Here is a 13324-nt window from a genome sequence, read left to right as displayed (position 1 = left end):
TTAAAGCTTAGGTTAAGGCTTGAAATTAAAGCTGCGGTTGAATCAGAACTGCAATGAGAGATTAAAGCTTGAAACTAAAAACTCGCGTTAAGGCAACTGAACGCGAGTTTTGTTTTAGATACAGAGAGAAAAGTCTTAAATCTGGCACAAGAAAATTAGAATAAACCATCTATGTCTATGTCACGTAATTAGAAGCTATTCGTTTCAATGGTCTGATACATAACGCTTGGAGAATTCATGTTTAAGTATGTCCGCGACCACCGACCCTTTATCATAAGTAAAGCCACTAATCATCTTTACATAACTCATAAACCTAGGGTCAGAAAACCTATAGTGGCCTCTCTCAATTTTAACGATCACGTTAAGCTCACTATTTTTAATCCAGCGAGAAAGACAACTTGTAATTGTACTTTTTCCTAACGCAGGATCGATTGCTTCATTTACCATTTCAACTAATTCGGAAACTAGAAAACCCTTAGGGTGGCACAATGAAGCTGCGAGTAAAACTTTCTTTGAATTTTCAGTATTTTTCTTGATAGCTTCTTCATATGATCTTTTCAAACTACCTTCTGATACTTTTGCGGCAGAAATTAATGCCTTATTAAGGTCAGCAGAAACAACCTGTTTAACTCCCTCAAAAATTGCCTCTTCAGCACACTTCAATGCAATTAAGTGAACAAAATGTGGGTATCCACCACTTACATCGACAATGTCATCAATAACATCATTATCAAAAAATAGACCTAGTTTATCTGCACCTTTTTCTACAATACTTTTCAGAGCCATTACTCCAATAGGTTGTAATGAAACTTCATGTACACATCGTTCAACAGACCTATGGTTGCAGATTAAATCCCTACCAGTACTGCTAATTCCGACAACTAGAACTTTGAGCAATGATTCATAGTCACTCAAATGTTTGATAAATTCTGCCAGCTTTAATTTTTCATGTTCGCCATTGAGAACATCCGCTTCGTCAATAATTAGAAGCGAACGTTTATCTTTCAGAGCCTTAGCTGTCCAAGATGGTGATGAAAATTGCATATCATGGCTAATTCTCTCAGTTTTTTTCTTATTGGAACCAATATTTAACCCAAATAATGCAACGCCTATCTTAGCTCCAGAGGTTTCAGAATGTTCTTGAACTGATTCTGCACAACGTACATCAATCACAACTTTTTCTAATACTTCAGAAATTATGCTCATAAACGAATCATCCGTAGAGCATTTTTTTATATAGACAGAATAGTTTAGGGCGTCTTTTGCTATCTCAGCTATTACATTTGCAAGAGAGCTTTTACCAATACCCCTATTACCATAGATTAATGCATGCTGACCTGGTGTGTTAATACTTGAGATGACACTTAATATTTCAGCTTCACGCCCTGATAGTAATTCGCTTTTATGAACAGGAGAAAATGGTGTAAATACTTCTCTTACTTTAGATTTTTCTATTAGCTTCTCTCTACGAATTACAGCATCCATATTTTCACATCCCAACAGACTCATTGATAATCAAGAAATTTAATTTTTATCAAGAAATTAATAATGAAATACACCTTGACTACGAAACCCACCACAAAAATAAAATAATAATGTATAAAAAAATCTGGTCATCCATTTTAGATCAACAACATAATGCACTTTCAGTTTGCCAACAACCTACTCTGGCTAAAATGGCTAAAATGGCTAAAATGGCTAAAATGGCTAAAATGGCTAAAATGGCTAAAATGGCTTGAATGAGAGCTATCATTGTTGATCTCCTCAACTGTTTCATCAATATATTCCTGAACGCCTTCCTTGAATTTAGCTTCGTATTCTATTTATTAAGATCTAACAGCATCGGCATTTCGCAGGCGTCGTGGCCAGTGTCACCTAGTGGTGCTGATAAATGGCTAAAGCCTAATTTTTCGTAGAGTTTTACCGCTTCTTTTAAGCTGGCGGTGGTTTCTAAATAGCAGCTTTGATAACCCGTTTCGCGGGCAAAATCGAGCGCCATAAGCGCCATACGCTTAGCTAAGCCTTTTCCGCGAATTTCGGGCATAAAGTACATTTTTTGCAGTTCACAAATGCTGGCATTATTGGCTAATGGGGCAATGCCAACACCACCTACAACGCGGCCATTTTGCTCTACCACCCAATAATTGGCGCCCGTTTGTGAGTAGATTTCACTTAAACAATCTAAGGTGGGATCAGCCACGCTATACCCTTTATCTGCGGTTAAGCCGTATTCTGCCGAAACATTGCGGATCACGTGTGCAATCGCTGCATCATCTTGTGCCGTGGCTTGGCGGATAAGGCAATCACTTTGCTGTTTGGCGTGACATATCGCTTGATTATATAGCATAAGGGCTTGTTCTATTTGTTGGGTTTGTGCCGGAGTTAGTTGGGCTAAGATCTCTTGAAATAATTGATTTTGCTGAGTATCAAGTTTAAAGAGTAACTTTTTCCCCGCGGGTGTGAGTTGTACTACTAAGCAACGGTTATCACGTGGATGAATTTGGCTCTGGGCAAGATTTTTATCAACTAAGTGTTTAATTGCTCGACTCGCATTGGATTTATCTATGCTGAGTTTGCTGGCGAGATCCTTAATCGTTTGCGGTTGGTTGCCTATTTCAAGTAAGGCATGGGCTTGGACAGGGGAGAGGGGCAAGTCACCACAGGCCGCATTGAGCATGCCTAAATGTCGCACCATATAACGAGATAAATGCCTAAGCTGGCTGGATGAGCCGCAAGGTGCTAGTCGCGATTGCGTGGATTCGTGTTGTAGATTCGCCATAGTAAAACCACAGTTTGAGTCATAGGAGTGACATAAAGTCAGACTATGTCAGTTCATTTTGGTTGTAAGTCACAACCAATTTAGTGAGGCTTACCGTTTATTGCAATATATCAATAAGAATTTTATACATAGATGGCGGGGTTTAAGAACTGTGCCATTGCAAGAATAATGGCCTGCGTATAATTGCTTTCACGGGTAGCATGACCGTGGGTGAGTAAACCTATGGCGCCACCTTTTTGCTTGATATTGACTGTATTAAACAACCTATCCATCACCACGCCGAGTTCTTCACCGGCTTCTAATGCTCGATAAACCTGCATTGGCAGAGGCAGAATGGCACTGCGACCAATGGCAAGCTGATCTTGATGACCAATGACAATATAGGCGAATGTGGCTGGGCCAAACTCAAAGCAATCCACGCCGCCTTCCATTGCAAAATAGTAATCTACTTCAGTCTGTTGTATCTGGCTTTGTTGTTGACAATAGCGTACACGATTAATGGCACCTTGGCGGGTTTCAAGATCCGTCATGGGCTGATCTGCAACACCAGAAGGGGCATCCATACCTTGCGCATCAATTTGAGCATCTGGAAAGAGCGTTGCCATGGCTTTCGCAGCCGCATTGATTTTTACAGGATTTTTCGAACCTATTTTTATCTTGATAATATTTTGTTGCATATAAGTTGCTTGTTTGGGTTTTTGATGTGGACGCTCGTTTGGATCATTGCTTAAATGGATAAAGGTGTTTAAGCCTCGGGTTTTCTATTTTGCCATATTCGCCAGAGAAGCTCAGTAAAAAATGCGGGTGAATGGGGGGCGAAATAGCCGAGTTTAGATATCAGGACGCGACATATGATTATTGCGCCTTCAGCACGTAGACTGAAATATGCAGTAATGCTATGTCCTTGAAGGAATCAACATTAAGAGATAATAATAATGAAATTCAACAAACTCGCCATTGCTATGGGTATAGCCTGCGGCATTATGCTCACAGGTTGTAACGACAACGAAGATAGTACTGCACCAGTACCAGAAAGCCAGCTTCAAACCTTCGCCCCTAACGGTCTACTTAAAGCCAATATTCGCCGTACGACCTACGGCGTGCCACATATCCAAGCTGATAACTTAGAAAGCCTTGGTTTTGGTAGTGGTTATGCGCAGGCACAGGATAATCTGTGCGTATTAGCCGATGGTTTTATCAAGGCTAACTCGCAGCGTTCTATGTACTTTGGCCCACATGCGTCACTTGATTTTTCGACGGGCTTACCCACGTCAGAAGATAACGGCAACTTAATCTCTGACTTTGCCTATAAAGCGCTAAAAATAAGGGAGCAAGCCGAGGCTAAGTGGCCTAATTTTAGTGAAAACTCGCGGGCGTTGATCCAAGGTTTTACCGCGGGCTATAACCAGTATCTTGTTGATGTTGACGCGGGTAAGCAGACGGCAGAACCTTTTTGTAACGGTCAACCTTGGGTGAAACCCATAGTGCCAGAAGATGTGGTGACGTATCTATTTTCAATTGCTTTATTACCCGGCGCAGCTAACTTTCTTGATTTGATTTTCTACGCCAATCCGGGGGATGCAGAGGAATATATGCCACGTATTGTTGGGCCAGCACCAAGCCAAGACCAAATGGCCTTTGTTGCTGATATGCAGTCTAGGTTACTTGCCCGCGTTGCACGTATTACAACGCCAGAGACGAATCCCCGCGATTTAGGTTCAAACGGGTGGGGTTTAGGTAAAGACAAAACCGAAAATGGTAAAGGTATGGTACTGGGGAATCCGCATTTCCCGCATACGGGTAATCTACGTTTTTGGCAGTCACATATCACTATCCCCGGGCATATCGATATGATGGGCGGTTCGTTAGTCGGTATGCCAGGCCCGATTAATATCGGGTTTAACAAAGATTTAGCTTGGACCCATACCTTCTCTACCGCTGAACATTTTGTAATGTATAACTTAGAGCTAGTCTCGGGTGATCGCATGCAGTATTTGTTTGATGGTAAACCTATGCCCATCAACAAAGAGACAGTCTCGATTCTCGTTAATGCAGGTCCTGCAGGCATGCTAGTGGCTGAGAAGGATATTTATACCACAGCAAAAGGCCCCATGGTTGAAGCGCCGCCCGCATTAGCCCCTTTTGGCTGGAATGATGGCAGTGCCTTTATGATCCAAGATGCCAATATGGGCACAATGGATCCCGTTGATCATTGGCTTGCGATGAACCGAGCGACGAATAAGCAAGAATTCCAACAGGCCTTTAAAGATTACGATGGGGTCATTTTCAACAACACTATGTACGCCGATAAAGAAGGAAATGCCTTCTATATTGATGACTCAACAGTCCCGGGATTATCTGAATCGGCCGTAGTGTTACTTAAAACCTCGCCCGATATTAAAGCGGCCAAGGCGCAGGCCGGATTTACGATTTTACCCGGCAATACTTCGCTGTTTAGTTTTGATGGTCCAACGCCCTATGAGCGTGCACCAAAGCTCGAGCGCAGCGACTTTGTGCAAAACTCCAATGACTCATTTTGGTCAACTAACCTGAATGAGCCATTGACTTACTTTTCACCTATGTATGGCGCAGAGGCTGGACAGTTGTCGTTACGCACTCGTATGGGGCTTCGTTTAATGCAGGACGCTGCGGGGGCTGACGGTAAGTTTAGCTTGGAAGAGCTTGAGGCGGCGGTGTTGTCTAATCGCAGTTATTTAGCTGAGTTAGTGCTGCCAGACTTAATTGCGCAATGTGATGCTCAAGGCAGTACGCCAGTTGTGGTATCAGCAAGTCTATCTAAAGATATTACGTCTGCTTGCGCGGCATTAAAGGCGTGGAACGGTAAGCAAGATAACGACAGTAAAGGTGGTGCTTTGCTGCGTGAGTTTGCCCATTTATTTAATCAAACAACGATGCTGACGAAGGGATTTGATCCCGCTAATGCAGCGACCACGCCAAACACTTTAGCGACCGACGGCAGTGCTTTAGTTGCATTAGCTCGCGCATCACTTAACTTAGAGGCGGCAGGTTTTACGCTCGATGCACAACTAGGTGATGTTCAGTTTGTTGAAAAATCGCTACCCGATGGCACGCCTAGTGGAGCGCGCTTACCTTGGCCGGGCAGCCATAATGCCGAAGGTGGCTTTAACGTGTTTTCGACCAGTCTGTCTGGCGATGATACTTTGATCCCGCAGCATAAATACGCGCCAGTGATGGATGTGGTGACAGGCAAAGCCTTAGGTTCAGGGTTAACGGCGAAGGGATATCAAATCCGTTATGGTTCGAGTTGGATGATGGCGGTGAGTTTCACTGATGAAGGTCCGGTTGCGCGTGGAATACTGACTTACTCTGAGTCTAGCAATATTTTAACGCCTGAATTTGCTGATCAAAGTGTGTTGTACTCAAGTACAAAAAGTTTCCGTCCTTTGTTATTTAAAGAGGCTGATATCGCGCCTGCTGTAGTATCGACCATGGAATTAACACTGCAAAAACCAAACTGACTGATGTAGTCGTTGCTCAAATGGCTCACCCAATGGCTCACATAATAGGTGAGCCATTTTTATCCCGCGAGCAACGCTATTTTGAAGCATCAACGCATGCAATAAGTTGTTAAAAATTAACAAACAGGAGTGTGATCCTGCTCAGCTTATGCTTGTCATTTGCTGATGATGATCTTGTTTTTGTTATTATTGTGAATATTGATGGGTTTGCTGTTTTTGTCTACAGATCGGGTTTGTCGCAATCTCGGGCTCATGGTGAATGCATTGTGTATTCATGCTGTTAATTTGTGACTTTTTTGAAGCTATTTTGAAAACTAATTACATCATTTAATAGATCCAGATCCCAATATCACGTTAATCTGAAATTCCCTTACTTTTAATGGTGTCAGATCAACTTTTAGAAGGTTTTTTTAGATATCCTTACGGCGAATTTTTTATGCTAGCCACACCGTAAGGTAACCTTTATATGCAAAAAGATGCGACGAGTGTTCTTGGTACACCCCAAAACACGCAGGAACACGATTCAACAAGACGTTTATCTTGGACGCGCCAAGACACCACTTGGATGCTGAGTTTATTTGGTACCGCAGTCGGTGCTGGAATTTTGTTTTTACCTATTAATGCGGGTATGGGCGGTTTTTGGCCATTAGTGCTTATGGCTGCCATTATCGGCCCTATGACCTACTTAGCTCACCGTGGACTCTCTCGTTTTGTATGTTCATCGAGCATTCCTGGCAGTGATGTGACTCAAGTGGTTGAGGAGCATTTTGGTGTGGGTGCAGGTAAAGCGATTACCGTGCTGTATTTCTTCGCAATTTATCCCATTGTTTTAATTTATGGAGTGGGGATCACTAACACAGTTGATAGCTTTATTGTGAACCAACTTGGTATGGCTTCACCACCGCGTTTCTTACTTTCCGGAGTTTTGATCTTCGGTATGATGGCGGTTATGGTGGCGGGTGAGAAGTTTATGCTCAAGGTCACTCAGTTACTGGTTTATCCATTGGTGGGGATTTTGGCATTTATGTCGATTTATTTAATTCCTGAATGGAAAATGGATGCACTGCAGGTTGTGCCTGAAGCGGGAGCCTTTTTAGGCACGGTTTGGTTAACGATCCCTGTGTTGGTATTTGCCTTTAACCATTCACCTGCTATTTCACAGTTTTCGGTATCCCTTAAACGTGACCATGGTGTTAATGCCGCACGTAAAGCCGATGTGATTTTACGCAATACGTCCATGATGTTAGTCGGTTTTGTGATGTTATTTGTGTTCTCCTGTGTGTTGTCTCTATCACCGGAGCAACTCGCCGATGCAAAAGCGCAAAACCTGCCGATTCTGTCTTACCTTGCAAACGTACATAACAGTGGTTTTGTAAGCTACTTTGGTCCATTTATCGCCTTTATTGCGATTGTATCGTCCTTCTTTGGGCACTATATGGGTGCAACAGAAGGTATGAAAGGGATCATCGTTAAACAGTTACGTTCGAGCAATAAAAGTATTTCAGAGCAAAAGATCAACACCTTTATTTTGGTGTTTATGTTTGTGACGATTTGGGGCGTTGCAATCAAAAACCCCAGTATTTTGGATATGATTGAAGCCTTGGGTGGGCCTATCATTGCGGCGATTTTGTATTTAATGCCTATGTATGCCGTGTATAAAGTGCCCGCACTTAAGGCTTACCGTGGCCGTATCAGCAATATCTTTGTGGTGATTGCTGGTGTACTGGCGATGACAGCGATTTTGTTTGGTTTCTTCCGCTAAGGATTAATCCTGAATGGAACTGGGTTTAGATCTAAACCCCGATATATAAAAAGTAAAAGGATCCTGTCAATGACATGATCCTTTTTATTTGGCTTACTTTTCTTCGTACATCAAATAGTAGCTCTGCTTCATCCCTAGTGCCTTGTAGGTTTGTTGTGCAGCCGTATTTTCCTGTTCGACATAAAGCCTAAAACTTGCGGCACCGCCATTGGCTTGGGCGAGGTTCTTTACCTCGTTATAGAGTTTGCCATAAATACCTTGTCGGCGATTTTGTGGACGAATATACACACTTTGGATCCAGTAATAATCCTTAGCACGCCAATCACTCCATTCAAATGTCACCATTAGCGAGCCTGCAATCTCTCCCTTTATTTCTGCGACAAGGTAAAAACCTTTTTCAGGTGCATTGAGTAGCGTACTGACACCTTTAGTTAGTGTGGTTTCATCTAACACTAAGCCTTCAGTCTCTTGGGCCATCGCTTGATTAAATTGAACTAAGGCCGTGAGATCCTGCGCTTTAGCTTTACGAATTAACATACAACAACTCCTAGGCGGTTGCCTGGCAAGGCCGCTCTTGTTTTATAAGGGATATTTGTGTGGCTTACTTTAGCACGAAATGTATCTCAGCATGGAGCAGTGGAGTCAAATGAGCGAGATAGCAACAGAAAAACGGCATTGAACCTGTAACACATCATTTTACTGTGGATATGAAAATTAGTTGGATTTTATAGCGATTGGCCTCAACGTGATATAGATCATCCTTAGATTTTTATTCATTATGCTAGACTCAGCGGTTCGCTAATTTAGTGAGTTAAGTTAGCACCTGCCATGGATAAGGCTTTGCCATATCATCATTTCAACATCAAGGTTAAAAACATGTCAAAACAAAGGTCGTCAGCGTTAGGCCGTGCTTGGTCGCGTTGGATGTCAGTGCCACTATGGCTGCAAATTTTTATTGGTATGGTGCTAGGTATCACTGTTGGGGTGGTGTTAGGTGAGCAGGCGGTTTTCTTAAAGCCTATCGGTACGTTGTTTGTGAATACAATCAAGATGTTGATTGTACCTTTAGTGTTCTGCTCTTTAATTGTCGGCGTGACGTCGATGGAAGACACCGCCAAAATGGGACGTATCGGCTTTAAATCCTTTGCGTTTTATCTCTGTACTACCGCTATTGCCATTAGTTTGGGGCTTTTGGTGGGTTATGTTATCCAACCCGGCGCAGGTGTACCGCCTTTGCAGCATGATGTTGTGCATACCGCAAAGGAAGTCCCTTCGGTTATGCAGACCTTGATCGATATTGTACCGACCAATCCTATTGCCGCATTAGCCAGTGGACAAATCTTACAAGTGATTGTATTTGCTGTCGCCCTAGGGATTGCACTGGTGCTGATTGGTGATCATGGTAAACCGGCGATTAAAGTGTTTGAGAGCTTAGCCGAGGCGATGTACAAGCTCACTGATATGGTGATGAAACTTGCGCCATATGGGGTGTTTGGCTTAATGGCTTGGGTGGCCGGTGAGTATGGTATCGACATGCTGTGGCCACTTATTAAAGTGATTATTGCGGTTTACCTCGGCTGTATTATTCATGTATTAGGCTTTTACAGCATAGTATTGCGCGTGTTCGCTAAATTAAATCCATTGCATTTCTTCAAGGGCATTAGCAATGCCATGGCAGTGGCTTTTACAACATCAAGCTCTGCTGGCACCTTACCTGCGAGCATGAAATGTGCCAGTGAGTATTTAGGGGTTAATAAAAAGATTTCGAGCTTTGTATTACCGCTTGGCACCACGATAAATATGGATGGCACAGCGTTATACCAAGGTGTGACAGCATTATTTGTGGCACAGGCCTTTGGTATCGATTTAACTTGGGTAGATTATCTCACCATTATTTTAACGGCGACGTTGGCTTCTATTGGTACTGCTGGTGTACCTGGGGCTGGATTAGTGATGTTGACCTTAGTGCTATCAACAGTGGGTCTTCCACTGGAAGGGGTAGCGTTAATCGCGGGGATTGACCGTATTTTGGATATGGCTCGTACCGTTGTAAACGTCTCTGGCGACTTAGTGGCAACGACTATTATCGCTAAATCAGAAGATGAGCTTGATGAAGCGCATTACAATGCTGATATGGTGCAAAGTGCAGTCTTAGCAGAACAAAATGCCGCCATTGAAAACGCCGCTGCGAAGAATGCTAAAGCGTAACCATTATCCCCAAACAAGCTGAAACGAGGATGTTTACACTGCTTGGAGATAGATAAAAAAACCGCCGAGGGCGGTTTTTTTATGGCAATGACCTTAGGGTTATTTCATTTTGCTTAGAATAAGCACAGGCTTGTCATCGCTGCTGAGCAAGGTCAGACGCCCTTCGACTAATGTGGCTTTTGCTACAAGTGGCATAGCCTGCATGACCTTATGCTCTTGCTGCATCAGAGCATCAACGCAGGCTTTCATTGTGCTCCCCGCTGGTGTTAATTTAAGTTCTTGGTCTTGCTGGATATATTGGCCAAAAAAGTTGTTGCAGCTGTTATTACCATGGAGTTTACCTTCAGCTTCAAAGGTGATGTGTGCAGGGCTGTAATCGATAACGGGTTTGCCTTGAATGGCTTCAATGTGCCAGCTTCCCTCTAATGGAGTCGAATTATTCTTTGTGAGGTCGGTGCCTTGGCAAGCCGTCAATCCGAGTAGTAATGCACTTACTATGAATGTTTGTTTTAACATCGTTTCTGTTCCTTTTCCCATGATTATGCCCATAGTGTGACAAGTTTAGCTCAAAATCGAAAGAGGTTTCTATGAGAGATACGGTTAAAAGTACTCTGAATTTATTGAAGTTTTTACATTGGTTAGGCGTATTGATGTTAGTTTGTGGAGTTGGGGTCTATATGTTGACGCAATGGAGTCTCGACATCAGCGGAATGTTATTCATCTCAAGTCTTATTGGTTTAGGATTAGTATTGATGTCACCTTATCCGGTAGTGCTTTTTATTCAATGGGCGAAACAACAGGAAGAAAAGTGACGTTGATGAACGGATGGAGCGCATGGAATTGTGCTTATCTTGAGGAGCAACAGGGTTGGGTTGCCCTTTAGCTAATGTATAATCATGCCCTTGAAATCGATTTTATATATGAATATAGCCGTGATAATACGATTAGCGACAGCGCAAGATATTGATTTATTAGTGGTGCTTGAGAAACGGTATCTCAATGATGAGTTAACGTCAGCAAATATTGGCCTTGAGGGGCAAGCCTTTTCTCGTAATGAACTCAGTGAATTAGTGAATCATCACTGGGTTATGGTTGCCGAGGTTGATTCAACCATTATCGGTTATGTTATCGCAGGACGGTGGACGTTTTTCGAGGCTTGGCCGATCTATCGCTCGCTATTAAATCGTCTGCCTCAGCTAAGTTGGGATGGCCCAAAGCTGACAAAAAATAATAGCTGCCAATATGGACCTATTTGGGTGCATCAAACCTATCGTGGGACAGGGGTTTTTGAGGCCCTAGTTAACGCCATTCGCTCCGTTGTTTCACCGCATTTTAGTTATATGTTGACCTTTATTGCTGAGGAGAATGAGCGTTCATTTGCCGCTCACTCGGGAAAAGCGAACATGCAAGTTGTGGACTTTTTCACGGTATCAGCAAGGGACTACTATTTAATGTTGGTGAAGACATAAGTCAGATAGCGGATTATCGCAATTGAGAACAGTGTCTTTATTGACGAATATTCAGGAGAGCAATACGTGAACGATCCATTTGTTGAGTCACTCCTAACCGCCTATGCCGAAGTCTATTTATCGGCTTGGGATAATTTGCGATTGATCCTATCTGAGTGTGCTCTTAATAAGTGTGAGGCAAGGGGATTTGAAGTCGAGTTTGCTGCTGACTCGGATCTATCGCGCTATTATTGGGTTCAAATTGGGGATATTTGGCTCAATTGCGGCCGAACCAATGCTTATTCTGTAACAATAGAAAATGTTACGGCCGATGATTTTGAGCGAGTAAAGGTAAAAAATAACGTAGAGTGCGCACTGTTATCCCAAGATCAAATTGGCTTACTTTGCATGCAAAATGCCCATTTCGACCATTGCTAAGTGGTTTAATATTAATACTCTGATTTTAGAGCCTTTAGTTATCACGAACTCGGTATGGGACAATAGTAATTTAGGAATTTGCATGTTTACTTTTGTTCAGACTAAACAAAAGTAATGCAGAGCGTGAACAGTCAGCATGGAGAAGCTTACCCGTTTAAGGGTGCAAAGCTTGGCTAGAGGCTTTACCTTTACACCATTTACCACTGTTGTGCTGCTTTTTGAATTCGCACATGCTATCCCATCGACCACTTATACCACTGTATTGACGACGAAACTCTTTGGCAGAAGTGAGCCATGCATCGGAGGCAATCCCTAACTCATGAAGGAGTTTTGGCCGTTGATTATCGATATAACCTTTTTTATCAAGGCGGATGGCTCGACCCGTCCAATCTATTAACTCAAGATAATCGACAAAATAAAACGGAATGCCCGTTTGCTGACTCTGGTGTGTTGGACCATCAAATTTGGCGAGGGATTGGTGAATAATTTGCGGCAGTTTATTTACGGATTTAACCTGTGTTTTAAGTGAGGTAAAAGCGTCACGTTGCAGGTTTAGCAAGCTAATTCTTTCTTGAATCGATGTAAAATCAGAGGATTGCAAAGAGTCTGCAACCCCCGCCCTGATTGGATTTAAATCCACGTACATCATACAGGCGAGCAGTGCTTGCTCATCTAACAGTGCTTGCGACTTAAACCGCCCTTCCCAAAAGGCACCTTTACACTCATCCTCACGATTGGCTTTGCGGGCGATTTCTTCATTAAGGCAGCGCATAAACCAGCTAACACTACTTAGCCGTTCATGCCACTCAGCGAGCAATGCATCAAGTAACATGACTTCACCGTCGATTAAGACGTCACCATTCATATACTTAGTAGCAACCGCATGGCCTTTAGTGATTTGACACCAACGACTGATAATCTCCCTTTGACTTAAGGATTTAGCTTTCTCAACATTAATTTTAAGCACTAAATGATAGTGGTTATTCATCACCGCATAGGCGCAAATATCAATACAAAAAATCGATGACAATACTTTGATTTTATCAACAATCCAGCCACGCCTATGCTCATAGCTTCGACCAGTGAGTTTATCCTCACCACATAAAAAAGCCCTGCGAACACAGCGATTTATCACATGATAGAAAGGCGTCGCATTGGCATCAATTAACTGTCTTCTGGCTGAGGTCAT

The 13324-nt window shown here is 42.8% G+C and carries 13 protein-coding genes; 6 read left to right on the top strand and 7 right to left on the bottom strand.

Annotated features, from left to right (window positions below):
- Positions 1–204: 204 nt before the first annotated feature.
- The 4 genes from SPUTW3181_RS17235 to yjjX form a co-directional block, all read right to left on the bottom strand.
- Positions 205–1485 (bottom strand): ATP-binding protein, encoded by a 1281-nt coding sequence (locus tag SPUTW3181_RS17235; RefSeq protein WP_011790577.1) that lies wholly within the window; start codon positions 1483–1485, stop codon positions 205–207.
- Positions 1486–1627: 142 nt separating this feature from the next.
- Complete coding sequence (locus SPUTW3181_RS22250; RefSeq protein ID WP_264636512.1) at positions 1628–1753, bottom strand: hypothetical protein; 126 nt, start codon at positions 1751–1753, stop codon at positions 1628–1630.
- 66 nt (positions 1754–1819) lie between these two features.
- The gene (locus SPUTW3181_RS21715) at positions 1820–2779 is read right to left on the bottom strand and encodes a bifunctional helix-turn-helix transcriptional regulator/GNAT family N-acetyltransferase (protein WP_011790576.1); all 960 of its coding nucleotides are present in this window, start codon (positions 2777–2779) and stop codon (positions 1820–1822) included.
- A gap of 122 nt (positions 2780–2901) precedes the next feature.
- Complete coding sequence (yjjX, locus tag SPUTW3181_RS17225; RefSeq protein WP_011790575.1) at positions 2902–3456, bottom strand: inosine/xanthosine triphosphatase; 555 nt, start codon at positions 3454–3456, stop codon at positions 2902–2904.
- A gap of 258 nt (positions 3457–3714) precedes the next feature.
- Between yjjX and SPUTW3181_RS17220 the strand changes: the two genes are divergently transcribed.
- The gene (locus tag SPUTW3181_RS17220; protein WP_011790574.1) at positions 3715–6279 is read left to right on the top strand and encodes an acylase; all 2565 of its coding nucleotides are present in this window, start codon (positions 3715–3717) and stop codon (positions 6277–6279) included.
- A 466-nt stretch (positions 6280–6745) separates the two neighbouring features.
- Positions 6746–8041 (top strand): HAAAP family serine/threonine permease, encoded by a 1296-nt coding sequence (locus SPUTW3181_RS17215; protein ID WP_011790573.1) that lies wholly within the window; start codon positions 6746–6748, stop codon positions 8039–8041.
- Positions 8042–8134: 93 nt separating this feature from the next.
- Here SPUTW3181_RS17215 and SPUTW3181_RS17210 read toward each other — a convergent pair whose 3' ends face one another.
- Positions 8135–8578 carry a GNAT family N-acetyltransferase gene (locus SPUTW3181_RS17210; protein ID WP_011790572.1) on the bottom strand — a complete coding sequence of 148 codons (444 nt, stop codon included), beginning with the start codon at positions 8576–8578 and terminating at the stop codon, positions 8135–8137.
- A gap of 339 nt (positions 8579–8917) precedes the next feature.
- On the opposite strand from SPUTW3181_RS17210, the gene SPUTW3181_RS17205 reads away from it, so the two are divergent.
- Positions 8918–10249, top strand: a complete 1332-nt coding sequence (locus tag SPUTW3181_RS17205) for a dicarboxylate/amino acid:cation symporter (RefSeq protein ID WP_011790571.1) — start codon at positions 8918–8920, stop codon at positions 10247–10249.
- A gap of 99 nt (positions 10250–10348) precedes the next feature.
- Here the strand turns inward: SPUTW3181_RS17205 and SPUTW3181_RS17200 are convergent, their stop codons facing one another.
- Complete coding sequence (locus SPUTW3181_RS17200) at positions 10349–10765, bottom strand: META domain-containing protein (RefSeq protein ID WP_011790570.1); 417 nt, start codon at positions 10763–10765, stop codon at positions 10349–10351.
- Positions 10766–10836: 71 nt separating this feature from the next.
- On the opposite strand from SPUTW3181_RS17200, the gene SPUTW3181_RS17195 reads away from it, so the two are divergent.
- From SPUTW3181_RS17195 to SPUTW3181_RS17185, 3 genes are all read left to right on the top strand, one after another.
- The gene (locus SPUTW3181_RS17195; RefSeq protein WP_011790569.1) at positions 10837–11061 is read left to right on the top strand and encodes a hypothetical protein; all 225 of its coding nucleotides are present in this window, start codon (positions 10837–10839) and stop codon (positions 11059–11061) included.
- Between the two features lie 120 nt (positions 11062–11181).
- Complete coding sequence (locus SPUTW3181_RS17190; protein WP_041408457.1) at positions 11182–11718, top strand: GNAT family N-acetyltransferase; 537 nt, start codon at positions 11182–11184, stop codon at positions 11716–11718.
- A 66-nt stretch (positions 11719–11784) separates the two neighbouring features.
- Positions 11785–12135, top strand: a complete 351-nt coding sequence (locus SPUTW3181_RS17185) for a hypothetical protein (RefSeq protein WP_011790567.1) — start codon at positions 11785–11787, stop codon at positions 12133–12135.
- Between the two features lie 154 nt (positions 12136–12289).
- On the opposite strand, the gene SPUTW3181_RS17180 is transcribed toward SPUTW3181_RS17185, so the two are convergent.
- Complete coding sequence (locus tag SPUTW3181_RS17180) at positions 12290–13324, bottom strand: transposase (RefSeq protein WP_011790566.1); 1035 nt, start codon at positions 13322–13324, stop codon at positions 12290–12292.

It is taken from the genome of Shewanella sp. W3-18-1 (genome assembly GCF_000015185.1).
GTDB classification, from domain to species: domain Bacteria; phylum Pseudomonadota; class Gammaproteobacteria; order Enterobacterales; family Shewanellaceae; genus Shewanella; species Shewanella putrefaciens.
Note: the sequence above shows the minus strand (reverse complement) of the source record. Positions and strands in the feature narration are given on the sequence as shown.

Excerpts from the sequence above, each read along its gene's own strand:
- SPUTW3181_RS17235 (WP_011790577.1), bottom strand. The coding sequence starts at position 1,485 with ATGGATGCTGTAATTCGTAGAGAGAAGCTAATAGAAAAATCTAAAGTA.
- SPUTW3181_RS22250 (WP_264636512.1), bottom strand. The coding sequence starts at position 1,753 with ATGATAGCTCTCATTCAAGCCATTTTAGCCATTTTAGCCATTTTAGCC.
- SPUTW3181_RS21715 (WP_011790576.1), bottom strand. The coding sequence starts at position 2,779 with ATGGCGAATCTACAACACGAATCCACGCAATCGCGACTAGCACCTTGC.
- yjjX (WP_011790575.1), bottom strand. The coding sequence starts at position 3,456 with ATGCAACAAAATATTATCAAGATAAAAATAGGTTCGAAAAATCCTGTA.
- SPUTW3181_RS17220 (WP_011790574.1), top strand. The coding sequence starts at position 3,715 with ATGAAATTCAACAAACTCGCCATTGCTATGGGTATAGCCTGCGGCATT.
- SPUTW3181_RS17215 (WP_011790573.1), top strand. The coding sequence starts at position 6,746 with ATGCAAAAAGATGCGACGAGTGTTCTTGGTACACCCCAAAACACGCAG.
- SPUTW3181_RS17210 (WP_011790572.1), bottom strand. The coding sequence starts at position 8,578 with ATGTTAATTCGTAAAGCTAAAGCGCAGGATCTCACGGCCTTAGTTCAA.
- SPUTW3181_RS17205 (WP_011790571.1), top strand. The coding sequence starts at position 8,918 with ATGTCAAAACAAAGGTCGTCAGCGTTAGGCCGTGCTTGGTCGCGTTGG.
- SPUTW3181_RS17200 (WP_011790570.1), bottom strand. The coding sequence starts at position 10,765 with ATGTTAAAACAAACATTCATAGTAAGTGCATTACTACTCGGATTGACG.
- SPUTW3181_RS17195 (WP_011790569.1), top strand. The coding sequence starts at position 10,837 with ATGAGAGATACGGTTAAAAGTACTCTGAATTTATTGAAGTTTTTACAT.
- SPUTW3181_RS17180 (WP_011790566.1), bottom strand. The coding sequence starts at position 13,324 with ATGACCTCAGCCAGAAGACAGTTAATTGATGCCAATGCGACGCCTTTC.